A 22,983-nucleotide genomic window follows, 5' to 3' on the forward strand; every position below is an offset into this window, starting at 1 on the left:
TTTGAGTGCGATTAAAGGCATGAATCGGTAGGCTGCACCGCTTACTTGCCTGAGTTTGGCGCATTACACCCAAGTCAGGGCACTGGCATGCAATTTGCTCCCTTGTGAGGCAGGTTGCCTTGGCAGAGTATTCGCGCCGGCATCAAGCACATTACTAAGGGCGCACCACTACTTACCCGCCCGAAGCCACCCCGGAGGACATATGTCGAAGTCGGTTCAACTCATCAAAGATCATGACGTCAAGTGGATTGATCTGCGCTTCACGGACACCAAAGGTACTCAGCACCACGTGACCATGCCGGCCCGTGATGCGCTCGATGAAAACTTCTTCACCGACGGCAAGATGTTCGACGGCTCCTCCATCGCTGGCTGGAAAGGCATCGAAGCCTCCGACATGATCCTGCTGCCAGACGACAGCACAGCGGTCCTGGACCCGTTCACCGAGCAGCCTACGCTGATCCTGGTGTGCGACATCATCGAGCCTTCGACCATGCAAGGCTATGACCGCGACCCGCGTGCCATCGCTAACCGTGCCGAGGAGTACCTGAAGTCCACCGGTATCGGCGACACCGTATTCGTTGGCCCGGAGCCTGAGTTCTTCATCTTCGACGAAGTGAAATTCAAGTCCGACATCTCCGGTTCCATGTTCAAGATCTACTCCGAACAAGGTTCGTGGATGTCCGACCAGGACGTTGAAGGCGGCAACCGTGGTCACCGTCCAGGCATCAAGGGCGGCTACTTCCCGGTGCCACCGTTCGACCACGACCACGAAATCCGTACCTCCATGTGCAACGCCATGGAAGAAATGGGCCTGGTTATCGAAGTTCATCACCACGAAGTGGCAACTGCTGGCCAGAACGAAATTGGCGTGCAGTTCAACACCCTGGTGAAAAAGGCTGACGAAGTTCAGACCCTGAAGTACTGCGTACACAACGTGGCAGACGCCTACGGCCGTACCGCGACCTTCATGCCAAAGCCTCTGTACGGCGACAACGGTTCAGGCATGCACGTGCACATGTCCATCTCCAAAGAAGGTAAAAACACCTTCGCGGGCGAAGGCTATGCCGGTCTGTCCGACACTGCCCTGTACTTCATCGGCGGCATCATCAAGCACGGTAAGGCCCTGAACGGCTTCACCAACCCGTCGACCAACTCCTACAAGCGTCTGGTGCCAGGTTTCGAAGCGCCGGTCATGCTGGCCTACTCGGCACGCAACCGTTCTGCCTCGATCCGTATCCCTTACGTGTCCAGCCCTAAGGCTCGCCGTATCGAAGCACGTTTCCCGGACCCGGCAGCCAACCCGTACCTGTGCTTCGCAGCCCTGATGATGGCGGGTCTGGACGGCATCCAGAACAAGATCCACCCAGGCGACGCCGCCGACAAAAACCTGTACGACCTGCCGCCTGAAGAGGCGAAAGAAATCCCGCAGGTGTGTGGCAGCCTGAAAGAAGCCCTGGAAGAGCTGGACAAGGGCCGTGCGTTCCTGACCAAAGGCGGCGTGTTCAGCGACGACTTCATCGACGCTTACATCGCCCTGAAAAGCGAAGAAGAAATCAAAGTACGTACCTTCGTACACCCACTGGAATACGAGCTGTACTACAGCTGCTAATCCCGTGACACCGGCGCTGGCCGCGTGAATAAAAAAACCTCCTTCGGGAGGTTTTTTTTGCTCGGTCTTACACCTATTCCAGCCTTGGCTTGCACGGTACATCAACCCTGACCGACAGCCACTCTTCGCCGTCCTGCGTAGCTTGAGTCCACTCAACCACTGCCTTCAAACCACGCCAGGACTCGCCAATGGTGCTCGCACGCCTTATCCCCTCATTTCTGCTCATTACTGCCTGCCTGAGCTTCGCGGGTTGTGCACAGACCTCAACCGGCGTGCAGACTCAACAGCTCCTCAAAACCGCGTACGCCTGGGAAGGTACACGCTACGACGCGTACCCTCAGGGACGGCCTGAATTAAGTGTTTTGAAAATTACCATTCCCGCCAAAACCACCCTCAACTGGCACACCCACCCGATGCCCAATGTGGCCTATGTGGTTTCCGGCGAACTGCTCGTAGAAACCCGCGAGGGCAAACAAACCCGGCTGACGCCCGGTCAGGTGCTGCCCGAAGTGGTGAACGTGGCTCATCGCGGTACCAGCGCAAACACCCCCGTTGAGCTGATCGTCTTTTATGCGGGCACCACAGACCTGCCGCTGTCCAAACCCGACTGAGCCCTCCATGCGAAGCCTTGTGCTACTGACCCTTGCGCTGATCGCTGTGCCCGGCGCTGCGCAGCCTTACACCTACACCGATGAAGCCGGCACAACCCACTACACCGACATGCCTGGGCGCAATGTGCTTAGCGAGCCGGTGGTGCTTCCCCCCCTTAATCGACTCCCCGCACGGGCGATAAACCCAGAGGCCGATCCGCTGGCTGTGTTACCCGAGCGTGAAAGCCACCCGGTGGTTTTCAAGTACAGCGCGCTGGAGGTCCGCGGCTTACCAGAAGGTCAAGCACTGAGGGCCAACAACGGAACATTCAGCGTTCAGGTACATATCGAGCCAGCCCTTCGTGAAGAGCACCGTATTCAACTGGTACTCGATGGTAAGCCCTACGGTATACCCAGCCGCTCGGGCGAGTTCGAACTGGTCAATATTGACCGGGGAGAGCATCGCCTCGCCGTGAATGTCCTGGGACGCAACACGGTGGTGCAACGCAGCACGGGCGTGATGTTTGATCTGCAACGCGTGCGTGTGCGCTAGGGCCACGCCCCTCTCTGCACAGCACCTTGCAGCCATATTGAAAGTAGCCTCACAATTTGCACTATATTGGTGCATGAATGGCGGATTCTCAGACTACGCAACCCAATTTGGTTCGAAGCGCTGCGTCGAGCCTCCCCCGGCATCCTCTAAAAGACCTGTCACCCCTTATTTCGGACTATTCACGCTTCTTTTCGGAGCCTTGGTTTGGTTTTTGCATTTTCTTAGTCTCAGCGTGTAACCCGCGCACGTAATCCGGGATCGGCCCATGACCATCAGTGATGCCTTGCACCGACTGCTACTCGACAACCTGACCACAGCGACCTTGCTGCTCAATGCCGATTTGCGCCTTGAGTACATGAACCCCGCCGCCGAGATGCTGTTGGCCATCAGCGGTCAACGCAGCCATGGGCAATTCATCAGCGAACTGTTCACCGAATCCACGGAAGCCCTGCATTCACTGCGTCAAGCTGTTGAACAGGCCCACCCTTTTACCAAGCGTGAGGCCATGGTGACCTCGCTCACCGGTCAAACCCTCACCGTGGACTACGCCGTTACGCCGATCCTGAGCGCGGGCACCACGTTACTGCTGCTCGAAGTGCATCCACGCGACCGCTTGCTGCGCATCACCAAAGAAGAAGCCCAGCTGTCCAAGCAAGAGACCAGCAAAATGCTGGTGCGCGGGCTGGCCCATGAGATCAAGAACCCTCTGGGCGGTATCCGCGGGGCCGCCCAGTTGTTGGCCCGTCAGTTGCCGGACGAAGGCTTACGCGACTACACCAACGTCATCATTGAAGAAGCCGACCGTCTGCGTAACCTGGTAGACCGCATGCTGGGCTCCAACAAACTGCCGCTGCTGGCCATGACCAATGTGCATGAAGTCCTTGAACGGGTCTGCAACCTGGTAGAAGCCGAGACCCAGGGCAGCATCACCCTGGTGCGCGATTACGACCCCAGCCTGCCCGACCTGCTGATCGACCGTGAACAAATGATTCAGGCTGTGCTCAATATCGTGCGCAATGCGATGCAGGCCATCGGCGGCCAAAACGAACTGCGGCTGGGGCGTATCACCCTGCGCACCCGCGCCATGCGCCAGTTCACCATTGGCCACATTCGCCATCGGCTGGTCACCAAAATCGAAATCATCGACAACGGCCCGGGCATCCCGGGCGAGTTGCAGGACACCCTCTTCTTCCCGATGGTCAGCGGGCGCCCGGACGGTACCGGACTCGGGCTGGCCATCACCCAGAACATCATCAGTCAGCATCAAGGGTTGATCGAGTGTGAAAGCCACCCCGGCCACACGCTCTTCTCGATCTTTCTGCCACTGGAACAAGGAGCCGCATCGACATGAGCCGAAGTGAAACCGTGTGGATCGTCGACGACGACCGTTCAATCCGCTGGGTCCTGGAAAAAGCGTTGCAACAAGAAGGCATGACCACACAAAGCTTCGACAGCGCCGATGGTGTCATGAGTCGTCTGGCTCGCCAGCAACCGGACGTCATCATTTCCGACATCCGTATGCCGGGCGCCAGCGGGCTTGATCTGCTGGCCAGGATTCGCGAACACCACCCTCGCCTGCCCGTGATTATCATGACCGCCCACTCGGATCTGGACAGCGCAGTCGCGTCCTATCAGGGCGGGGCCTTTGAATACCTGCCCAAGCCGTTTGACGTGGATGAAGCCGTATCGCTGGTCAAGCGTGCCAATCAGCACGCCCAAGAGCAGCAAGGTCTGTCCGTGGCGCCCGCGCTGGCCCGCACCCCGGAGATCATCGGTGAGGCCCCGGCGATGCAAGAAGTGTTTCGCGCCATCGGGCGCTTGAGCCACTCCAACATCACGGTGCTGATCAATGGCGAGTCGGGCACCGGCAAAGAGCTGGTGGCCCACGCGCTGCATCGACACAGCCCGCGTGCTGCTTCGCCATTTATTGCGCTGAACATGGCCGCCATCCCCAAAGACTTGATGGAGTCCGAGCTGTTCGGCCACGAGAAAGGCGCGTTTACCGGCGCTGCCAACTTGCGTCGCGGGCGCTTTGAGCAAGCGGACGGCGGTACCCTGTTTCTGGATGAAATCGGTGACATGCCTGCCGACACCCAAACCCGCCTGTTGCGGGTACTGGCCGATGGCGAGTTCTACCGTGTCGGTGGGCACACGCCGGTCAAGGTCGACGTGCGCATCATCGCCGCCACCCACCAGAACCTGGAAACCCTGGTGCAGGCCGGCAAGTTCCGCGAAGACTTGTTCCACCGCCTGAACGTTATCCGTATCCACATCCCGCGCCTGTCGGACCGCCGCGAAGACATCCCGACCCTGGCCCGCCACTTCCTCAGTAGCGCGGCTCAAGAACTGTCGGTCGAGCCCAAGCTGCTCAAAGCCGAGACCGAGCAATACCTGAAAAACCTGCCGTGGCCCGGCAACGTGCGCCAACTGGAGAACACCTGCCGCTGGATCACCGTGATGGCGTCTGGCCGCGAGGTACATATCAGCGACTTGCCACCCGAGCTGCTGAACCTTCAAAACGATGCATCGCCTGTCACCAACTGGGAGCAAGCCCTGCGCCAGTGGGCCGATCAGGCGTTGGCCCGTGGCCAGTCCAACTTGCTGGACAGCGCCGTGCCGACCTTTGAACGCATCATGATCGAAACCGCGCTCAAGCACACAGCCGGGCGCCGCCGCGACGCCGCTGTACTGCTGGGCTGGGGTCGCAACACCCTGACCCGGAAAATCAAAGAGCTGGGGATGAAGATTGATGGCGACGAGGACGACGGCGACGACACCTGATTCACCGCTGAAAAGGGAGGCTTCGCACCCTTGGCTGGCAGCACGCACCATTAGCGTGCACCGCTCTAGCACAATGGTTTGAGACGAGCTTCTTGTCAAAAACCGTCACCTGACAAAAAAGCCCCGGATTCCGGGGTTTTTGCGTTTTTGTTCATTTTTTATGAGCCAATCCGCGAAAACTGGCACGCGCCCTGCAATAACCCGGATAACGCTTTAGGGGACCCTGGTACAGGCAGGCCAGGACTCCCCACTTTTACACCCGCGACCTGGATGCTCTTGGCATCAAGGCGCACCCCGGTTTGGGGAACCCGGTACAGGCAGGCCGGACTTCCCTCTTTTATTGCTCGCGCACGTTGACCTGCAAACGCCAGCGCCCGTCCTGCGGCGCGCCGGCCCATTCGCCCAGCAGGGCGCGGGCCGCCACCACGGTTAGCAACAAGCCTGAGTCGGTGCGTCGCACCCGCCAGTTCGCTTCTTTATCGTTGAGCTTGAACTGACCGTTCTGCGCCTTGCCTTGGGCATCGAACAACAGACCAACCGTGCCATCGATCATTTCACCATGCAGCTTGGGTTCATCGCTGAACCACACCACCAAGGCGCCCGGTAACACCTCGACCTGTTGCAATTGAACGGGCTCGGGCGTGGTCAAACGGCCGATCATCATCCCCACCATAAAACCTACAATCGCCAAAGAACCTAAAACACGCGGCCAGAGTTTAGGTCGCGGGTCCTCTTCGAGAGTAGAATCCTGCCCATCTTTTAATTCGGAGCCGTGCATGTTTCACGTCATCCTTTTTCAACCAGAAATTCCGCCGAATACCGGCAACATTATCAGGCTGTGCGCCAACAGCGGCTGCCACCTGCATTTGATTGAGCCCATCGGCTTTGAACTCGATGACAAGCGCTTGCGCCGCGCCGGGCTCGATTACCACGAGTATGCGCCGCTCAAGCGTCATGCCGATCTGGCCAGTTGCCTTGAAAGTCTGGGGCACCCGCGCCTGTTTGCCTTCACCACCAAAGGCTCAAAGCCGTTTCATGACGTGCAGTTTGCCGAGGGCGATGCCTTTATCTTCGGGCCTGAAAGCCGTGGCCTGCCGCCTGAAGTGCTGGACGCACTGGACGGCGAGCACCGCTTGCGCCTGCCGATGCGCGAAGGCTGCCGCAGCCTGAACCTGTCCAACACCGTAGCCGTCGCGGTGTATGAAGCCTGGCGCCAGCAGGGTTTCAAGTAACCCGGCCATGGCCCCATAAAAAAAGCGCCTTTACGGCGCTTTTTTGTCACATCGGCTGCTTACTGAACAGTCGGTGTGCCTTCTTCCTGCATGCGCTGCAGCTCTTGCGCGTACAGGGCATCGAAGTTCACCGGAGACAACATCAGGGCCGGGAACGAACCACGGGTCACCAGGCTGTCCAGGGTTTCACGGGCGTAAGGGAACAGGATGTTCGGGCAGAACGCGCCCAGGGTGTGGTTCATCGAGCCTGCATCAAGGTTTTTGATCAGGAAGATGCCAGCCTGTTGCACTTCAGCAATGAACGCCACTTCTTCAGCGTTTTTGACCGTGACCGACAGGGTCAGTACGACTTCGTAGAAATCACCTTCCAGCGGCTTCTGACGGGTGTTCAGATCCAGCGCAACTGTCGGTTCCCACTGCTGACGGAAGATCGCCGGGCTTTTCGGCGCTTCAAACGACAGGTCACGCACGTAGATGCGCTGCAACGAGAATTGTGGGGAAGTATCGTCTTCAGTCGCAGCGGTGTTCTGTTGGTCAGTCATCACAGATCCTTGTTGATCTTGGGGCTTATAGAGAATGAGAGTCAGACGTTCAGCAGCGCGTCCAGTTTACCGGCGCGCTCAAGCGCGAACAGGTCATCGCAGCCGCCCACGTGTTTGCCGTTGATCCAGATTTGCGGCACCGAGGTACGGCCTGCTTTCTGAGCCATGTCGGCGCGCACTTGTGGCTTGCCATCGACCTTGATTTCTTCAAAGGCGACGCCTTTCTTTTCAAGCAGGCCTTTGGCCCGCATGCAATAAGGGCAATAGTCGCTGGAATAAACGATGACCTTGGACATGCTTACTTCACCACAGGCAGGTTATCGGCACGCCAGCTGGCAATGCCACCGGACAATTTGGCGGCGTTGTAACCGGCTTTCAGCAGTTCGCGAGCGTGGGAACCGGAGTGCTGGCCTTGAGCGTCAACCAGAATCAGGGTTTTGCCCTTGTGCTTGTCCAGCTCGGCAATGCGCGCCATCAGTTTGTCTTGCGGAATGTTCAGCGCACCCACGATGTGGCCGGCGGCGAAGTCCTTGGCCGGGCGAATATCAATCACCACACCTTCGTCGCGATTGACCAGGCCGGTCAGTTCGCCGGTGCTGATGCTACGTCCGCCACGGCTCATTTCGTGGGCAATCAACAACGCCAGCAGGATGACAAACGCGCCCACCAACAGGTAGTGGGAAGTGGCAAATGCAATCAGGTGATCAACCATCAGAAGGTTCCAGGGTCGTAAAATGTGGGCCAGTATACACAGCCGCCTTGGTCGGCCAAACCCCGCCCGGCGGTGACGCCACATGAACTTCGCTTTAAACTGCCCGTCCTCTGCAACCCTTCTTCTAAACCAGCCACGAGTGGGATCTATGACTACCACGCCTAAACCTTTGGTCCTGATCATCCTGGATGGCTTCGGTCACAGTCAAAGCCACGAACACAACGCCGTTTATTCGGCCAAGAAACCGGTGCTCGATCGTCTCTGCGCAAGCATGCCAAACGGCCTGATCTCAGGTTCAGGCATGGATGTCGGCCTGCCGGACGGGCAAATGGGCAACTCCGAGGTTGGCCACATGAACCTGGGCGCTGGCCGCGTGGTGTATCAAGACTTCACCCGTATCACCAAGTCGATCCGCGACGGCGAGTTCTTCGAGAACCCGACCCTCTGCGCGGCGGTCGACAAGGCTGTTGCCAACGGCAAGGCCGTGCACATCATGGGCCTGCTGTCCGACGGCGGCGTGCATAGCCATCAAGATCACCTGGTGGCCATGGCAGAACTGGCTTTCAAACGCGGCGCCGAAAAGATCTACCTGCACGCGTTCCTGGATGGGCGTGACACCCCGCCAAAAAGCGCGGCGTCTTCGATTGAATTACTGGACGAAGCATTCAAAGCCCTCGGCAAAGGCCGTATTGCCAGCCTGATCGGCCGCTACTTCGCCATGGACCGCGATAACCGCTGGGACCGCGTCGAGCAAGCGTACAACCTGATTGTTGACGGCAAAGGCGAGTTCAACGCCCCCACCGCCCAGGCAGGCCTGCAAGCAGCGTACGACCGAAACGAAAGCGACGAATTCGTCAAAGCCACGACCATCGGCGAGCCGGTCAAAGTGGAAGACGGCGATGCCGTGGTCTTCATGAACTTCCGCGCCGACCGCGCCCGCGAGCTGAGCCGCGTATTCGTCGAAGACGATTTCAAAGCGTTCGCACGTGCCCGTCAGCCAAAACTGGCCAGCTTTGTGATGCTGACCCAATACGCGGCCAGCATTGCGGCACCGAGCGCCTTTGCGCCGGGCAGCCTGGAAAACGTACTGGGCGATTACCTGGCGAAAAACGGTAAAACTCAGCTGCGCATTGCCGAGACCGAAAAATACGCCCACGTGACCTTTTTCTTCTCCGGCGGCCGCGAAGAGCCTTTCCCGGGCGAAGAACGCATCCTCGTACCATCGCCGAAAGTCGCGACCTACGACTTGCAGCCAGAAATGAGCGCGCCCGAAGTCACTGACAAGATCGTCGATGCCATTGAGCACCAGCGTTACGACGTGATCGTGGTCAACTACGCCAACGGCGACATGGTGGGCCACAGCGGCGTGTTCGATGCAGCGGTCAAAGCGGTGGAATGCCTGGACGCCTGCGTGGGCCGGATTGTCGAAGCGCTGGAAAAAGTCGGCGGCGAAGCCCTGATTACGGCCGACCACGGCAACGTCGAGCAGATGTCTGACGAATGCACCGGCCAGGCGCACACGGCTCACACCTGCGAACCGGTACCGTTTATTTATGTTGGCAAACGCAATCTCAAAGTACGTGAGGGTGGCGTGCTGGCAGATGTGGCACCGACCATGCTCAAGTTGCTGGGGCTGCCACAGCCAGAAGAAATGACCGGCAAATCGATCCTGGTCGACTAATGTAAACCTGTGACCGCTGGCACAGGCTGCCTAAAAGGACGGTGCAACGCTCAAGCAAACCGGCGTATGCACCGCCCTGCGCAGCCTGCGGCAGCGACTACGGGTATTTCATCTCACGGATTTCTCATACTTAACGAGGGCGGGCATACTAGGCCGTCCCATTCCCCAGGTGTCGCCCGCCCCATGCTCCGCGCCCTTATAGCCCTGACTCTCACGTGCATGCTGCAACCGGCCTTTGCCGATGAGCGTGCGCAAACCCAACAACAGCTTGAAGCCACCCGCCAGGACATCGGCGAGCTGAAAAAACTGCTCGGCAAACTCCAGGAAGAAAAATCCGGCGTGCAGAAAGACCTGCGCAGCACCGAGACTGAAATCGGCAAGCTGGAAAAACAGGTGGAGGAACTGCAAAAAGAACTAAAAAAGAGTGAAGGCGAGCTGCTGCGCCTTGATAGTGAGAAAAAAAAACTCAACAGCGCAAAAGTTGAACAGCAACGCCTGATCGCCATTCAGGCCCGTGCTGCCTACCAGGGCGGGCGTCAGGAATACCTGAAAATGCTGCTCAACCAACAACACCCCGAGAAATTTGCCCGCACCCTCACCTATTACGATTACCTGAGCCAGGCCCGCCTGGAACAGCTGAAAGGGTTCAATGAAACCCTGCGCCAATTGGCCAACGTCGAAGCCGATATCAACCTGCAACAGGCGCAACTGCTGACGCAAAAAAGCGCACTCGACAGCCAGCGCGCCGAGCTCGACAACGTCAAAGCCGAGCGCCAGCAAGTGCTGGCCAAGCTCAACAAAGATGTCAAAGACCGCGACCAAAAGTTGCAAGCCCGCGAGCAGGATCAGGCAGATCTGGCTAAAGTCCTCAAGACCATCGAGGAAACCCTGGCGCGTCAGGCACGCGAAGCCGAAGCCGCCCGCCAGAAAGCCTTGCTGGCCCAGCAAGAAGCAGAACGCAAACGCCAGCGCGAAGCTGAATCGGTTGTGACCGACGCCCCGCGTAAACCGGTCAAACCTACACCCGGCGCACTGGTCTCCAGCGCCGGGGTTTCGTATGGCGGACCTTTTTCTCAGGCACGCGGCAAACTTCCGTGGCCCGTTGATGGTCGATTGCTAGCGCGTTTCGGTGAAAGCCGTGGCGATGATGCCCGCACCAAGTGGGACGGGGTGATGATCAGCGCAGGCGCTGGCACTCAGGTGCACGCCGTGCACGGTGGACGCGTGGTGTTCGCCGACTGGCTGCGCGGCGCGGGCCAACTGGTCATTCTGGACCACGGTAATGGCTACTTGAGCTTGTATGGCCACAACCAGACGCTGCTCAAGTCTGCCGGAGACATCGTAAAAGCCGGGGAAGTGATTTCCACCGTGGGTAACAGCGGTGGCCAGGCCACTCCGGCGCTGTATTTTGCTATTCGTCAGCAGGGCCGCCCCAGCGACCCCGCACAATGGTGCCGCGCTCAAGGATGAGCCCATCACCTTTAATACGTAGGAGTTCGCTCAACATGCCGCACTTGTCCCGCCTCAACTCGCTGGCCCTGACAATCGCCTTGGTGATTGCTTCGCCTCTGGCCCTGGCGGCCGGGCAGACTGCCCAGCCCGCCGCCACTGCCGCCAGCGCCAAGGCCCCGCTGCCGCTGGATGAGCTGCGCACCTTTGCCGAAGTCATGGACCGGATCAAAGCTGCGTACGTTGAGCCTGTGGACGACAAGACCCTGCTTGAAAACGCCATCAAAGGCATGCTCAGCAATCTTGATCCGCACTCTGCGTACCTTGGGCCTGAGGATTTTGCCGAACTGCAAGAAAGCACCAGCGGTGAATTCGGCGGGCTTGGGATCGAAGTCGGCACCGAAGACGGCAATATCAAAATCGTTTCGCCCATCGACGACACCCCTGCCAGCAAGGCCGGGATTCAGGCAGGCGATTTTATCGTCAAGATCAATGGCCAGCCGACCCGCGGCCTGACCATGACCGAAGCTGTGGACAAGATGCGCGGCAAGGTCGGGCAAAAAATCACCCTGACCCTCGTACGCGATGGCGGCACGCCGTTTGACGTGACCCTGACCCGCGCCAACATTCAGGTCAAAAGCGTGAAGGCGCAATTGCTGGAAGATGGCTATGGCTACATTCGCATCACCCAGTTCCAGGTCAAGACCGGCGAAGAAGTCGCCGCAGCCCTCGCCAAGTTGCGCCGTGACAATGGCAATAAAAAGCTCAAGGGCATCATTCTCGACCTGCGCAACAACCCCGGCGGCGTCCTGCAATCGGCAGTCGAAGTGGTGGATCACTTCATTACCAAGGGCCTGATCGTTTACACCAAAGGGCGGATCGCCAACTCCGAACTGCGCTTCTCGGCCACTGGCAAAGACCTCAGCGAAAACGTACCGCTGGTGGTGCTGATCAACGGCGGCAGCGCCTCGGCCTCGGAAATCGTCGCGGGCGCCCTGCAAGATCAAAAACGCGGCGTGGTCATGGGCACTACCAGTTTCGGCAAAGGCTCGGTGCAAACCGTGCTGCCACTGAACAACGACCGTGCGCTGAAAATCACCACCGCGCTGTATTTCACCCCGAACGGGCGCTCGATTCAGGCCCAGGGCATCGTGCCGGACATCGAAGTCAACCGCGCCAAAATCACCCGCGAGCAAGACACCGAGTACTTCAAGGAAGCCGACCTGCAAGGTCACCTCGGCAATGGCAACGGCGGCGCCGACAAGCCGACCGGTTCTGGCGTTAAAGCCAAGCCGATGCCACAGGATGATGACTTCCAGTTGAGTCAGGCGCTGAGCCTGCTCAAAGGGCTGAGCATTACGCGCGGCAATTGAGATGCGCTTTTCGCTCGTCCTCAGTCTGCTCTGCTGCCTGACCGGTGCCGCCCACGCGGCGCCGGCCAGCCATCCCGCCACCCCGCACAAGGCTTACCTGAGCCTGATCATCGATGACCTGGGGCAAAACCTGCCACGCGACCGCCGCGTGCTGGGCCTGCCCGGCCCGGTCACCACGGCGGTCATGCCCGATACACCCCACGCCGCCGAGTTTGCCCGCGAAGCCTACAAGGCGGGCAAGATCGTCATCCTGCATATGCCCATGGACCCGGCCACCGGGCCGTTTGCATGGCACCCCGACTTGCCCCTCGATGAACTGGAAAAGCGCCTGAACGCTGCGTTCAAGGCCGTGCCGTACACCAGCGGCATCAACAACCACATGGGCAGCCGCATGACCTCCCAACCGCAGGCCATGGCCTGGTTGATGAGCGACTTGCAGCGACGGCACAAATTTTTCGTCGACAGCCGCACCAGCGCACAGACTGTCGCGGCGGCCGAAGCACAAAAAATCGGCCTGGCCAGCGTGTCGCGGGATGTGTTTCTGGACGACGTGCGCACCGAGCAAGCCATCACCACTCAGCTTGAAACCGCTATCAGACTGGCACGCAAGCAAGGCTCGGCGGTGATGATCGGCCACCCGTATCCGCAAACGCTGGCAGTACTGGAGCGCGAGTTACCCAAGCTCAAGGCTCAGGGCATTGACTGGATTGATATTCGGCAAATGATCGGTGTGCGCAGCAACAAAGCGATGGCCGGGCACGGCAAGGACGGGGTTTACCGTTAACGGTTACAAATACTTGGCGCGTATTTTATCAACCACGCCTTCGGCCCGCAGTTGATCCAGCGCGTTCTGCAATTTGGCCACCACGGCGTCAGGCACTTCTTTGTTCAGCGCCAGATACAGCTCGGCCTGATGGAATCGCAACACCGTTTTGAACCCTGAAATACCCACTTGTCGCGCCAGAAAACGGCCAGCCGGATCACCCGTGGCCCACAAGTCGATCATCCCGGCTTGCAGCCGTCTCGCGTTGTCCTGATCGCGCAACACGATCACAGGCTTCAAGCCTTGCTTCTGAAGGGCGAGCGCAATCACATCTTCTTTGTAGGCGCCAATCCGGTAGGCGCTGGCCTGTTCCAGCGAGGTCAGGCTGATCGGGCTGTCGCCACGCGCCAGTAACACCCAGTCATCCGGTCCGATAGGCCCGACCCATTTGAACAAGGCTTCGCGCTCAGGCACGCGGGCGGTGACGAAGACGCCAAAGCCGGGTTTTTCAAGGGCAAGGTTGTAGATACGCTCCCAGGGGAAACGCAGGGTCATACTGTAGGGGATGCCCGCCCGGGCGAAGGTGGCACGCAACACATCGACGGCGATGCCTTCGAGGTTCTGGTCTTGCGCGAAGTTTTTGCCGTTTTTCGCCATGTTGTAGGGCGGGAAATTTTCAGTCAGCAACACCAGCGGCGTTCGCGAAACCTCCGCAGCAAAAACGGTGCTGGCCAGCCACAGCGTGGCACTGGCGACAACAGGCAATATTCGTTTCAACATACTGGCGACCTAAATCCATGGCGTGCCCAAGAGTGCCGTGGGCTCGCCATGCTGTCCAGTAGCCTTTCGGGTTAGCGCACCACGATCCCGCGCTCGGCCATGTAGGCTTTGGCCTCGGGTACGGTGTATTCGCCAAAGTGGAAAATACTCGCCGCCAACACTGCACTGGCGTGGCCTTCGAGGATGCCATCGGCCAAATGTTGCAGGTTGCCGACGCCGCCCGACGCAATCACCGGAATGCCCAACGCATCGCTGATGGCGCGCGTCACGCCCAGATCAAAACCGCTTTTCATGCCGTCCTGATCCATGCTGGTCAACAGAATTTCACCGGCGCCCAGCCCTTCCATCTTCATCGCCCACTCAACGGCATCGAGGCCGGTTGGCTTGCGCCCGCCGTGGGTGAAGATTTCCCAGCGCGGGGTTTCGCCCGGCAGTGAAACCTTCTTGGCGTCAATTGCCACCACGATGCACTGCGAACCGAAATGCTGCGCTGCCTCGCCCACAAACTCAGGGTTAAACACCGCGGCGGTATTGATCGAGACTTTGTCCGCGCCCGCATTCAGCAAGTTGCGGATGTCCTGAATGCAGCGCACGCCGCCACCCACGGTCAGCGGGATGAACACCTGGCTGGCCATGCGCTCCACGGTGTGCAGCGTGGTGTCGCGGCCATCGACGCTGGCCGTGATGTCGAGAAAGGTAATTTCGTCGGCACCCTGCTCATCGTAGCGACGGGCGATTTCCACCGGGTCGCCCGCATCACGGATGTTCTCGAACTTGACGCCCTTGACGACCCGGCCGTTATCCACGTCCAGACAAGGGATGATGCGTTTGGCTAGCGCCATGACGTTCTCCTCAGGCCTTGTAGCTGTCGCAGAAGGCTTGGGCCTCGGCCACATCCAGAGTGCCTTCGTAAATCGCACGGCCGGTGATGGCACCCACGATGCCCGGCGCCTTGGCGTCCATCAGGGCCTTGATATCGCCCAGGTTGTGGATGCCGCCCGAGGCGATTACCGGGATGCTGGTCGCGGCCGCCAATTTGGCGGTGTAGCTGACGTTGCAGCCCTGCATCATGCCGTCTTTGGCGATGTCGGTATAAACGATGGCCGACACGCCGTCCGCTTCAAACCGCTTGGCCAGATCGATCACTTCTACAGTGCTGACTTCTGCCCAGCCATCAGTGGCCACGAAGCCGTCTTTAGCGTCCATCCCCACGATGATTTTGCCGGGGAATGCACGGCAGGCTTGAGCCACGAACTCTGGGTTTTTCACCGCTTTGGTGCCCAGAATCACGTAACTCACACCCGCCTTGACGTAGTGTTCGATGGTTTCCAGCGAGCGAATCCCGCCACCGATCTGGATCGGCAAATGCGGGTAACGCTTGGCAATGGCCGTGACCACTTCGCCATTGACCGGCTGGCCTTCAAAAGCACCGTTCAAATCCACCAGGTGCAAGCGGCGGCATCCGCCGTCTACCCATTTGGCGGCCATGCTCACCGGGTCATCGGAGAACACCGTGGAATCTTCCATGCGGCCCTGGCGCAGACGTACACAGGCACCGTCTTTAAGATCGATAGCGGGGATAATCAGCATCTGGCAAACCTTTAAATTCGGGAGTCAGTGACTCGGAAATCAGTTCTTTTCGAGTGCCCACAGATCGCTTTCGATGCTCTCGAACCTCTCTTTGAGGTGCGCCTGCACATCGAAAATCGCGCGATTGTAGTAATGCGGCGCGATTTCGCGGGTGAACAGCTCAAGGATTTCAGCCGCTTCGAACGAACCGAGGTCCAGTTCGAAACGGTCTTCCATAAAGCGTTTGATCTTGCTGTTGGCTTCGTTCTCTTGCTCAGGGGTGAGCGTGAGAATCGGTGGCTTTGGCTTACGCGCCATTACCAGCGGCCATCCCAGGCCACGAAGTTTTCCAGCAACTGCAAGCCGTGGGTATGGCTCTTTTCGGGGTGGAATTGCACCGCGAAGCGCGAGCCTTCAGCCAGCGCGGCCGCAAAGTCGACGCCGTAATGCCCGCCACCCACTACCTGCCGGGGATTGCCCGCTGCGATGTAGTAGCTGTGAACAAAGTAGAAACGCGCCAGGTCCGGGATGCCGTGCCACAACGGGTGATCGACCTTCTGCTGCACTTCGTTCCAGCCCATGTGCGGCACTTTGAGGTGCTCGCCGTTTTCGTGCAGGTCTTTGCCGAAAAACTTCACCTGACCGGGGAACAGGCCAATGCAGTCGACCCCGCCGTTCTCTTCACTGCTGTCGAGCAAAGCTTGCATGCCGACACAAATGCCGAGAAACGGACGGTCCTGGCTGACCTCGCGCACCAGCGAATCGAAGCCCAGGCGACGGATTTCCGCCATACAGTCGCGAATCGCGCCCACACCGGGAAACACCACGCGGTCGGCTTCACGGATCACATCCGCATCGCTGGTAATCAGCACGCGACCGGCGCCGACGTGCTCCAGCGCTTTGGCGACCGAGTGCAGGTTACCCATGCCGTAATCGATAACCGCCACTGTCTGCATCAGAGCACGCCCTTGGTTGAAGGCATTTGCCCGGCCATACGCTCATCGAGCGTTATCGCCATGCGCAATGCGCGGCCGAAGGCCTTGAACACGGTTTCGATCTGGTGGTGCGTATTGGTGCCACGCAGGTTATCGATGTGCAGCGTTACGTTGGCGTGGTTCACGAAGCCCTGAAAGAACTCCTGAAACAGGTCAACGTCAAAGCCGCCGACGGTGGCGCGGGTATAAGGAATGTGCATTTGCAGGCCCGGACGGCCGGAAAAATCGATGACCACACGCGACAGCGCTTCATCCAGCGGAACATAAGCGTGGCCGTAGCGGGTCATGCCTTTTTTGTCGCCAACCGCCTGGCTAAAGGCTTTACCGAGGGTAATGCCGACGTCTTCGACGGTATGGTGATCGTCGATATGCAGGTCGCCTTTGCACTCGATGTCCAGGTCGATCAGCCCATGTCGGGCGATCTGGTCGAGCATGTGCTCAAGAAAAGGAACACCGATATCGAATCGGGCCTTACCGGTACCATCCAAGTTGATCGAGGCTTTGATCTGGGTTTCCAGAGTATCGCGCTCGACTGACGCCTTACGTTCGGCCATCACCAGCTCCGCAAAATCATTGGGCGAAAAAGGTGGCCATTATAGGCACGGGTCCGGCAAACAGAAACACGCAAGGGGATAAGACTGACAGAGCGCGGTTTCGCACCTCAGGTGTGGCCGCTGCCAAAGGCCGCGAGAAGGCGCCGCATTGAATGCGGCGCCCTTGCGGTTACTGGAACAACACCGCCGTTTTCTGCACGGTGACCCACACGCCCCACAACAGCGGAATCCCCACCGCCAGCCATGCTGCCACGGTCAACGGCAGGCTGCCCGGCGCGGCTTTCCACTCCAGCGATGTGTTGGCATCAGCGCCCTTGTCATGGCCCAGCGCCTGCTCGGCCGCCAACTGCGCATCGGTCATGAAGTACTTGTCGGCCACCGGGCGCACCAGCAAGTTGCAGATGAAGCCCAGCACCAGTAAGCCCGCCAAAATGTACAGCGTGATGTCGTACGCCGCAGCACGCTCGACGCCGATGCTCAGCTGGTATTCACGCAGGTAGTTGACCAACACCGGCCCCAGCACGCCTGCCGCCGCCCAGGCTGTCAGCAGACGACCGTGGATCGCCCCCACCATTTGCGTTCCGAACAGGTCCGCCAAGTAAGCCGGAACCGTGGCAAAACCACCGCCATACATCGACAAGATGATGCAAAACGCTGCCACGAACAGCGACACATTGCCCAGATGCCCCAGGTTGGGCACCAGCGCGTACAGCGCAAAACCCAGCGCGAAGAACACGAAATAGGTGTTTTTACGCCCCAGGTAATCGGAGAATGATGCCCAGAAAAAGCGTCCGCCAATATTGAACAGGCTCAACAACCCCGTGAAGCCCGCCGCAATTGCCGCGATCTGCGCCAGTTGTGCTGTGTCCAGTTGGCTGAATGACAGGTCGTTGCCGAGCAACTTACCGGCGAACACTTCCTGCAACAACGGCGAAGCCATGCCCAGAATGCCGATACCGGCCGATACGTTGAGGCACAGCACCAGCCACACCAGCGCAAATTGCGGGGTTTTCCAGGCCACACTGACGTGAACATGACGCTGGGTGATCATTGCGTTTGCGGCTTTTTTCGCCGGTGGCGTCCAGCCTTCAGGTTTCCAGCCGGTCGGCGGTACACGATAAGCCAGCGCACCGCCGATCATGAACACGAAGTAAATCGCCGCCATCACCAGGAAGCTCTGCCACACGCCCACGCTGTCCGGCGTCGCAAAGTGGCCCATCAACGCAGCCGCCAGAGGCGCACCTACCATGGCACCCCCGCCAAAGCCCATGATCGCCATGCCGGTAGCCATGCCGCGCTTGTCCGGGAACCACTTGATCAAGGTCGATACCGGCGAGATGTAACCCAGCCCGAGACCGATACCGCCAATCACCCCGGAGCCCAGCCACATCAGCCAGATCTGGTGGGTGTAAATGCCCAGCGCCGAAATCAGCAAACCGCCACACCAGCACAGTGCTGAGACCACGCCTGCCTTGCGCGGCCCGGCATGCTCAAGCCAGCCACCCCACACGGCAGCCGAACATCCCAGAAAGATAAAGAACAAGGTGTAGATCCAGCCGAGCATCGAAATCGGCCAGTCGCATTGCGACGAAAACACCTGCGCGATAAAGCTCATGTCCGGTGCACAGGCAACGGGAGCCGTAACCCCCAGCGCCTTGGACAGCGGCAGCCAGAACACCGAAAAGCCATAGGCCATGCCAATGCACAAATGGATGGCCAGAGCGGCAGGTGGAACCAGCCAACGATTGAAACCGGGTTTTGCGATGATGCGTTCCTTGGACAGGAACGCCGGCTGTGAGGCAAGGCTGCCCGCAGCAATGCTGGTGCTCATTGATGTTTCCCCCATGAAGTAGAAGGTTCCCCAGACACACTCATGCCCTGACTTTGGCGCCCTTGAGCGCACAGTCTTGTTATTGGCGTAAGTTCGAGGCGCGACAATGCGCCGCAGAAGGCCTGAAAAACAGGCGGAGATTACCATTGAGGCGTAGGAGAAAGATCAAACTGATGCGGTCTTTTACGCCAAAACTGATCTTATTATTCCGATTCAAAACTCAACAGGTGTCTAAACCGTACCTCACCGGTTTCCCGCCTCTGCATCCGACACAAGTCGCATCTGGCCACAGGCAGCCGACGCGTGGCGCTATACTCTGCGGCTAAATTTAAAACTGACCTTCACACAGACTTACAAGGACCTGCCCATGAAAGCGTTCGGCAAAATCCTGGGTCTGGTGCTTCTCGGATTGTTGCTGATCATCGTGGCTCTTGGCTTTGCCTTGAGCCATTTGTTTGATCCCAATGACTACAAAGACGAGATCCGCCAGATAGCCCGTGACAAAGCCCACATTGAGCTGACTCTCAATGGCGACATTGGCTGGAGCCTCTTCCCCTGGCTCGGCCTTGAACTGCACGACGCCAGCGTGGCCACCCTCGCCGCACCGAACAAACCGTTCGCTGATCTGCAAATGCTTGGCCTGTCCGTTCGCGTGCTGCCGCTGCTGCGCAAAGAAGTGCAAATGAGCGACGTACGGGTTGAAGGCCTGAACCTGCGCCTGACCCGCGACAAAGCCGGTCACGGCAACTGGCAAGACATCGGCCAGCCCGCACCGGCCACCGCCAGCGCCCAAACCCAGGCACAGCCTGCAGAGCCCGCGCCGACTGCCAAATCCGACACCGCCAGCCAGCCGATCAAGCTCGACATCGACAGCTTGACCGTGAACAACGCGCGGGTTGAGTACAACGACGAGCAAAACGGCAAGCAGTTCAGCGCAGAAAGCATCCAGCTGAGCACCGGCCCGATTCATGAAGCCACCAGCACCCCGGTCAAATTGACCGCGTTTCTGGGCACCAACCAGCCCGTTATGCGGGTCAAGACCGAGGTCGACGGCAAGCTGCGCTTTGACCGCGTCCTCAAGCGCTACCAGTTCGAAGACATGAGAGTCACGGGCGAAGCCTCGGGCGAGCCACTGCAAGGCAAAACCGTGACTTACGCCGCGCAAGGCCAATTATTGGTCGATCTGGCTGCGAACGTCGCTGAATGGAGCAGTTTGAAGATTTCCGCCAACCAGCTGCGTGCGCTGGGTGAACTCAAGGCCCACAGCCTGGACACCACCCCGCAGATCAGCGGCGGCCTGTCGGTTGCCCAACTTGACCTGGCCAAATTCCTCGACAGCATCGGCCACCCGTTACCGCCTATGGCGCCGGGCAGCCTGAGCAAAGTCGAAATGGTCAGCCGCCTGTCCGGCACGCCCACCAGCGTGACCTTCGATGAGCTGAACCTGAAAGTCGACGACAGCACCTTCACCGGTCGCATCGCCGTCGATGACTTCGCCAAACAGGCCCTGCGCATCCAGCTCAAAGGCGACACGTTTGACGCTGATCGCTACCTGCCGCCAAAAACTGCAGAAGCCGCCAGCGCCACAGCCGCACGCCAGGCCGAAGTGCAATCGAGCGAGGCTGGCGCACTGGCCGCTTCGGGCGACACGCCATTGCCTGCCGCGCCGACCAAAAGCGGCTGGAGCACTGCCAAGCTGATCCCGATCACTCGCCTCAAGGCGCTGGACCTGACTGCCGACATCAGCTTCGGTCAACTGACTGTGAGTCAATTGCCGATCCAGCGCGCAGCCCTTAAAGCCAACAGTAAAGACGGCCTGCTGACCCTCGAAACCCTGCGTGGCGATCTGTACAAAGGCAACTTTGCTGCCAACGGCAGCCTTGATGTGCGGCCGATGCTGCCGCTGGTGAACCTGCAAACCCAAATCAACAACGTGCCGGTGGAAAAAATCCTGCAAAGCCAGGGTCAAAAACCGCCAATCAACGGCCTGTTAACCCTCAACAGCAACGTCACTGGCAGCGGCAACAGCCAGAACGCACTGATTGAAAGCCTCAACGGTACCGCCAATTTCGTGCTCAACGACGGCGTGCTGCTTAACGCCAACCTTGAGCAGCAACTGTGCCAGGGCATCGCCATCCTCAATCGCAAAACCCTGAGCGGCGCGCCACGCGGCAAAGACACGCCGTTCAAGGAGCTCAAAGGCAGCCTGGTGTTCCGAAACGGCGTGGCCAGCAACCCGGACATGATCGTGCGTATCCCCGGCATGAGCGTCAAAGGCGATGGCGACATTGACCTGCGCGTACTGGGCATGGATTACCGCATCGGCATCACCATTGAGGGTGACAAGGGCGCCATGCCTGACCCGGCGTGCCAGGTCGGTAAAAACTTCGTCGGTGTCGAGCTGCCTTTGCGCTGCCGTGGCCCGCTGGAGCTAGGCGCCAAGGCCTGCCGCCTGGACAAGGAAGGCTTGGGTAAAGTCGCAGCCAAAGTGGCGGGCAATAAAATCAGCGAAAAGCTTGAAGAGAAACTCGGCGACAAAGTCAGCCCGGAACTCAAAGAAGCCCTCAAGGGGCTGTTCAAGCGATGAGAGATGAGCAGTTCGCAACCGTGGTGCTCGAGTGGTTCGACCGCCACGGCCGCCATGACCTGCCCTGGCAACAGGGCATCACCCCTTACCGGGTGTGGGTCTCGGAAATCATGTTGCAGCAAACCCAGGTCAGCACCGTGCTGAACTACTTCGACCGGTTCATGGCGTCATTGCCGACGGTCGAAGCGCTGGCCGCCGCTCCCGAAGATGAAGTGCTGCACCTGTGGACAGGGCTGGGCTACTACACCCGCGCCCGCAACCTGCAAAAAACCGCAAAGATCGTCGTCGAACAATACGGCGGCGAGTTCCCCCGGGACGTCGAGAAACTGGTGGAGCTGCCCGGCATCGGGTTATCCACTGCGGGGGCGATCGCCAGTATCAGCATGGGCCTGCGCGCACCGATCCTCGACGGCAACGTCAAACGCGTGCTGGCCCGCTACACCGCACAAGAAGGGTATCCGGGCGAGCCAAAAGTGGCCAAACAGCTGTGGGCCACCGCCGAACGCTTCACCCCTCACGACCGCGTCAACGCCTACACCCAAGCGATGATGGACATGGGCGCCACGCTCTGCACGCGCAGCAAGCCGAGCTGCCTGCTGTGCCCGCTTGAAACCAGTTGTGAAGCTCACATGCTGGGCCTTGAGACACGCTACCCGATCCCCAAGCCACGCAAAGCGCTGCCGCAAAAACGCACATTGATGCCGATGCTGGCCAATGGCGAAGGTGCAATTTTGCTCTATCGTCGTCCTTCAACGGGACTGTGGGGCGGCTTGTGGAGCCTGCCTGAACTCGACGACCTCAAGGACATCGAGCATCTGGCGCTGCAACACGCGCTCAAGGTAGGCACGCAACACCCCATGCCCGGCCTGACGCACACGTTCAGCCATTTCCAGCTGGCCATCGAGCCGTGGCTGATCCACGTCAAGGAGTCCGGCCATCACGTGGCCGAGGCTGACTGGCTCTGGTATAACCTCGCCACCCCGCCGCGCCTGGGCTTGGCGGCCCCGGTCAAAAAACTGCTCAAACATGCAGCCGACCTATTGAACGCAGGAGAGTCGTCATGACCCGCACCATCATGTGCCGCAAGTACAAAGAAGAATTGCCCGCGCTGGAACGCGCCCCCTTTCCGGGCGCCAAGGGTCAGGACATTTTCGACCACGTCTCGGCCAAGGCCTGGGCCGACTGGCAAAAACACCAAACCCTGCTGATCAACGAAAAGCGTTTGAACATGATGAACGCCGAAGACCGCAAATATCTGCAAGGCGAGATGGACAAGTTCTTCAGCGGCGAAGAATACGCAAAAGCAGAAGGCTATGTCCCGCCGAGCGAGTAAACCCCGGTTTTAAAGGGTTTGATCTGTAAGCGACGGTAATAATTAAATA

At 59.2% G+C, this 22,983-nt stretch carries 24 protein-coding genes; 13 read left to right on the forward strand and 11 right to left on the reverse strand.

Annotated elements, in window-relative coordinates:
* The first annotated feature begins 202 nt into the window (after positions 1 to 202).
* From glnA to ntrC, 5 genes are all read left to right on the forward strand, one after another.
* Positions 203 to 1,609, forward strand: a complete 1,407-nt coding sequence (glnA, locus tag CJF39_RS15985) for a glutamate--ammonia ligase (protein ID WP_047272914.1) — start codon at positions 203 to 205, stop codon at positions 1,607 to 1,609.
* Positions 1,610 to 1,797: 188 nt separating this feature from the next.
* Positions 1,798 to 2,220, forward strand: a complete 423-nt coding sequence (locus CJF39_RS15990) for a cupin domain-containing protein (RefSeq protein WP_094994291.1) — start codon at positions 1,798 to 1,800, stop codon at positions 2,218 to 2,220.
* Between the two features lie 7 nt (positions 2,221 to 2,227).
* Complete coding sequence (locus tag CJF39_RS15995; RefSeq protein WP_094994292.1) at positions 2,228 to 2,752, forward strand: DUF4124 domain-containing protein; 525 nt, start codon at positions 2,228 to 2,230, stop codon at positions 2,750 to 2,752.
* A 265-nt stretch (positions 2,753 to 3,017) separates the two neighbouring features.
* Entirely contained in the window at positions 3,018 to 4,103 is a 1,086-nt protein-coding gene (gene glnL / locus CJF39_RS16000; protein WP_094994293.1) for a nitrogen regulation protein NR(II), read from the forward strand.
* A complete protein-coding gene (ntrC, locus tag CJF39_RS16005; RefSeq protein WP_094994294.1) occupies positions 4,100 to 5,533 on the forward strand; it encodes a nitrogen regulation protein NR(I) in 1,434 nt (477 codons plus the stop codon). The genes glnL and ntrC overlap by 4 nt, the downstream gene beginning before the upstream one ends.
* 337 nt (positions 5,534 to 5,870) lie before the next feature.
* On the opposite strand, the gene CJF39_RS16010 is transcribed toward ntrC, so the two are convergent.
* Positions 5,871 to 6,311 carry a hypothetical protein gene (locus tag CJF39_RS16010; RefSeq protein ID WP_094994295.1) on the reverse strand — a complete coding sequence of 147 codons (441 nt, stop codon included), beginning with the start codon at positions 6,309 to 6,311 and terminating at the stop codon, positions 5,871 to 5,873.
* Between CJF39_RS16010 and trmL the strand changes: the two genes are divergently transcribed.
* Entirely contained in the window at positions 6,310 to 6,765 is a 456-nt protein-coding gene (trmL, locus tag CJF39_RS16015; RefSeq protein WP_094994296.1) for a tRNA (uridine(34)/cytosine(34)/5-carboxymethylaminomethyluridine(34)-2'-O)-methyltransferase TrmL, read from the forward strand. The two genes, CJF39_RS16010 and trmL, sit on opposite strands and share 2 nt — an antisense overlap.
* Positions 6,766 to 6,824: 59 nt before the next feature.
* On the opposite strand, the gene secB is transcribed toward trmL, so the two are convergent.
* Genes secB through CJF39_RS16030 form a run of 3 tightly spaced genes read right to left on the reverse strand, consistent with a single transcriptional unit; the run spans position 6,825 to position 8,019 of the window.
* A complete protein-coding gene (gene secB, locus CJF39_RS16020; protein ID WP_047272909.1) occupies positions 6,825 to 7,307 on the reverse strand; it encodes a protein-export chaperone SecB in 483 nt (160 codons plus the stop codon).
* A 41-nt stretch (positions 7,308 to 7,348) separates the two neighbouring features.
* Positions 7,349 to 7,603: a glutaredoxin 3 gene (grxC, locus tag CJF39_RS16025; protein ID WP_094994297.1), complete on the reverse strand. Its 255-nt coding sequence runs from the start codon at positions 7,601 to 7,603 to the stop codon at positions 7,349 to 7,351.
* A gap of 2 nt (positions 7,604 to 7,605) precedes the next feature.
* Positions 7,606 to 8,019 (reverse strand): rhodanese-like domain-containing protein, encoded by a 414-nt coding sequence (locus CJF39_RS16030; RefSeq protein ID WP_047272907.1) that lies wholly within the window; start codon positions 8,017 to 8,019, stop codon positions 7,606 to 7,608.
* A 148-nt stretch (positions 8,020 to 8,167) separates the two neighbouring features.
* Between CJF39_RS16030 and gpmI the strand changes: the two genes are divergently transcribed.
* From gpmI to CJF39_RS16050, 4 genes are all read left to right on the forward strand, one after another.
* Positions 8,168 to 9,700 carry a 2,3-bisphosphoglycerate-independent phosphoglycerate mutase gene (gpmI, locus tag CJF39_RS16035; protein ID WP_094994298.1) on the forward strand — a complete coding sequence of 511 codons (1,533 nt, stop codon included), beginning with the start codon at positions 8,168 to 8,170 and terminating at the stop codon, positions 9,698 to 9,700.
* Between the two features lie 183 nt (positions 9,701 to 9,883).
* Positions 9,884 to 11,170 (forward strand): murein hydrolase activator EnvC family protein, encoded by a 1,287-nt coding sequence (locus CJF39_RS16040; RefSeq protein WP_094994299.1) that lies wholly within the window; start codon positions 9,884 to 9,886, stop codon positions 11,168 to 11,170.
* Between the two features lie 35 nt (positions 11,171 to 11,205).
* Positions 11,206 to 12,522 carry a S41 family peptidase gene (locus CJF39_RS16045; RefSeq protein WP_094994300.1) on the forward strand — a complete coding sequence of 439 codons (1,317 nt, stop codon included), beginning with the start codon at positions 11,206 to 11,208 and terminating at the stop codon, positions 12,520 to 12,522.
* A 1-nt stretch (position 12,523) separates the two neighbouring features.
* Positions 12,524 to 13,306, forward strand: coding sequence for a divergent polysaccharide deacetylase family protein (locus CJF39_RS16050; protein ID WP_094994301.1), 783 nt, complete (start codon positions 12,524 to 12,526; stop codon positions 13,304 to 13,306).
* 3 nt (positions 13,307 to 13,309) lie between these two features.
* Here CJF39_RS16050 and CJF39_RS16055 read toward each other — a convergent pair whose 3' ends face one another.
* From CJF39_RS16055 to CJF39_RS16085, 7 genes are all read right to left on the reverse strand, one after another.
* A complete protein-coding gene (locus CJF39_RS16055; protein WP_094994302.1) occupies positions 13,310 to 14,065 on the reverse strand; it encodes a substrate-binding periplasmic protein in 756 nt (251 codons plus the stop codon).
* A 71-nt stretch (positions 14,066 to 14,136) separates the two neighbouring features.
* Complete coding sequence (gene hisF, locus CJF39_RS16060) at positions 14,137 to 14,907, reverse strand: imidazole glycerol phosphate synthase subunit HisF (RefSeq protein ID WP_003438568.1); 771 nt, start codon at positions 14,905 to 14,907, stop codon at positions 14,137 to 14,139.
* 10 nt (positions 14,908 to 14,917) lie between these two features.
* Positions 14,918 to 15,655 carry a 1-(5-phosphoribosyl)-5-[(5-phosphoribosylamino)methylideneamino]imidazole-4-carboxamide isomerase gene (gene hisA, locus CJF39_RS16065; protein WP_094994303.1) on the reverse strand — a complete coding sequence of 246 codons (738 nt, stop codon included), beginning with the start codon at positions 15,653 to 15,655 and terminating at the stop codon, positions 14,918 to 14,920.
* A gap of 39 nt (positions 15,656 to 15,694) precedes the next feature.
* Complete coding sequence (locus tag CJF39_RS16070; protein ID WP_047279761.1) at positions 15,695 to 15,952, reverse strand: DUF2164 domain-containing protein; 258 nt, start codon at positions 15,950 to 15,952, stop codon at positions 15,695 to 15,697.
* Positions 15,952 to 16,590 (reverse strand): imidazole glycerol phosphate synthase subunit HisH, encoded by a 639-nt coding sequence (hisH, locus tag CJF39_RS16075; protein ID WP_094994304.1) that lies wholly within the window; start codon positions 16,588 to 16,590, stop codon positions 15,952 to 15,954. The genes CJF39_RS16070 and hisH overlap by 1 nt, the downstream gene beginning before the upstream one ends.
* Positions 16,590 to 17,183, reverse strand: coding sequence for an imidazoleglycerol-phosphate dehydratase HisB (gene hisB, locus CJF39_RS16080; protein ID WP_047272898.1), 594 nt, complete (start codon positions 17,181 to 17,183; stop codon positions 16,590 to 16,592). The genes hisH and hisB overlap by 1 nt, the downstream gene beginning before the upstream one ends.
* A gap of 169 nt (positions 17,184 to 17,352) precedes the next feature.
* Positions 17,353 to 19,014 (reverse strand): OFA family MFS transporter, encoded by a 1,662-nt coding sequence (locus CJF39_RS16085; protein WP_094994305.1) that lies wholly within the window; start codon positions 19,012 to 19,014, stop codon positions 17,353 to 17,355.
* 367 nt (positions 19,015 to 19,381) lie between these two features.
* Here CJF39_RS16085 and CJF39_RS16090 point away from each other — a divergent pair, with 367 nt between their 5' ends.
* From CJF39_RS16090 to CJF39_RS16100, 3 genes are read left to right on the forward strand one after another with little or no spacing between them, the layout of a single operon-like run.
* Entirely contained in the window at positions 19,382 to 21,601 is a 2,220-nt protein-coding gene (locus CJF39_RS16090; RefSeq protein ID WP_094994306.1) for an AsmA family protein, read from the forward strand.
* Positions 21,598 to 22,665 carry an A/G-specific adenine glycosylase gene (gene mutY / locus CJF39_RS16095; RefSeq protein WP_094994307.1) on the forward strand — a complete coding sequence of 356 codons (1,068 nt, stop codon included), beginning with the start codon at positions 21,598 to 21,600 and terminating at the stop codon, positions 22,663 to 22,665. The genes CJF39_RS16090 and mutY overlap by 4 nt, the downstream gene beginning before the upstream one ends.
* Positions 22,662 to 22,934: an oxidative damage protection protein gene (locus tag CJF39_RS16100; protein WP_047272894.1), complete on the forward strand. Its 273-nt coding sequence runs from the start codon at positions 22,662 to 22,664 to the stop codon at positions 22,932 to 22,934. Before mutY ends, CJF39_RS16100 begins: the two co-directional genes overlap by 4 nt.
* Positions 22,935 to 22,983: the final 49 nt, after the last annotated feature.

It is taken from the genome of Pseudomonas lundensis, from assembly GCF_002269125.1.
GTDB classification, from domain to species: domain Bacteria; phylum Pseudomonadota; class Gammaproteobacteria; order Pseudomonadales; family Pseudomonadaceae; genus Aquipseudomonas; species Aquipseudomonas lundensis_A.

Coding starts and splice junctions, on each gene's coding strand:
- glnA (WP_047272914.1), top strand. CDS start 203: ATGTCGAAGTCGGTTCAACTCATCAAAGATCATGACGTCAAGTGGATT.
- CJF39_RS15990 (WP_094994291.1), top strand. CDS start 1,798: ATGGTGCTCGCACGCCTTATCCCCTCATTTCTGCTCATTACTGCCTGC.
- CJF39_RS15995 (WP_094994292.1), top strand. CDS start 2,228: ATGCGAAGCCTTGTGCTACTGACCCTTGCGCTGATCGCTGTGCCCGGC.
- glnL (WP_094994293.1), top strand. CDS start 3,018: ATGACCATCAGTGATGCCTTGCACCGACTGCTACTCGACAACCTGACC.
- ntrC (WP_094994294.1), top strand. CDS start 4,100: ATGAGCCGAAGTGAAACCGTGTGGATCGTCGACGACGACCGTTCAATC.
- trmL (WP_094994296.1), top strand. CDS start 6,310: ATGTTTCACGTCATCCTTTTTCAACCAGAAATTCCGCCGAATACCGGC.
- CJF39_RS16010 (WP_094994295.1), bottom strand. CDS start 6,311: ATGCACGGCTCCGAATTAAAAGATGGGCAGGATTCTACTCTCGAAGAG.
- secB (WP_047272909.1), bottom strand. CDS start 7,307: ATGACTGACCAACAGAACACCGCTGCGACTGAAGACGATACTTCCCCA.
- grxC (WP_094994297.1), bottom strand. CDS start 7,603: ATGTCCAAGGTCATCGTTTATTCCAGCGACTATTGCCCTTATTGCATG.
- CJF39_RS16030 (WP_047272907.1), bottom strand. CDS start 8,019: ATGGTTGATCACCTGATTGCATTTGCCACTTCCCACTACCTGTTGGTG.
- gpmI (WP_094994298.1), top strand. CDS start 8,168: ATGACTACCACGCCTAAACCTTTGGTCCTGATCATCCTGGATGGCTTC.
- CJF39_RS16040 (WP_094994299.1), top strand. CDS start 9,884: ATGCTCCGCGCCCTTATAGCCCTGACTCTCACGTGCATGCTGCAACCG.
- CJF39_RS16045 (WP_094994300.1), top strand. CDS start 11,206: ATGCCGCACTTGTCCCGCCTCAACTCGCTGGCCCTGACAATCGCCTTG.
- CJF39_RS16050 (WP_094994301.1), top strand. CDS start 12,524: ATGCGCTTTTCGCTCGTCCTCAGTCTGCTCTGCTGCCTGACCGGTGCC.
- CJF39_RS16055 (WP_094994302.1), bottom strand. CDS start 14,065: ATGTTGAAACGAATATTGCCTGTTGTCGCCAGTGCCACGCTGTGGCTG.
- hisF (WP_003438568.1), bottom strand. CDS start 14,907: ATGGCGCTAGCCAAACGCATCATCCCTTGTCTGGACGTGGATAACGGC.
- hisA (WP_094994303.1), bottom strand. CDS start 15,655: ATGCTGATTATCCCCGCTATCGATCTTAAAGACGGTGCCTGTGTACGT.
- CJF39_RS16070 (WP_047279761.1), bottom strand. CDS start 15,952: ATGGCGCGTAAGCCAAAGCCACCGATTCTCACGCTCACCCCTGAGCAA.
- hisH (WP_094994304.1), bottom strand. CDS start 16,590: ATGCAGACAGTGGCGGTTATCGATTACGGCATGGGTAACCTGCACTCG.
- hisB (WP_047272898.1), bottom strand. CDS start 17,183: ATGGCCGAACGTAAGGCGTCAGTCGAGCGCGATACTCTGGAAACCCAG.
- CJF39_RS16085 (WP_094994305.1), bottom strand. CDS start 19,014: ATGAGCACCAGCATTGCTGCGGGCAGCCTTGCCTCACAGCCGGCGTTC.
- CJF39_RS16090 (WP_094994306.1), top strand. CDS start 19,382: ATGAAAGCGTTCGGCAAAATCCTGGGTCTGGTGCTTCTCGGATTGTTG.
- mutY (WP_094994307.1), top strand. CDS start 21,598: ATGAGAGATGAGCAGTTCGCAACCGTGGTGCTCGAGTGGTTCGACCGC.
- CJF39_RS16100 (WP_047272894.1), top strand. CDS start 22,662: ATGACCCGCACCATCATGTGCCGCAAGTACAAAGAAGAATTGCCCGCG.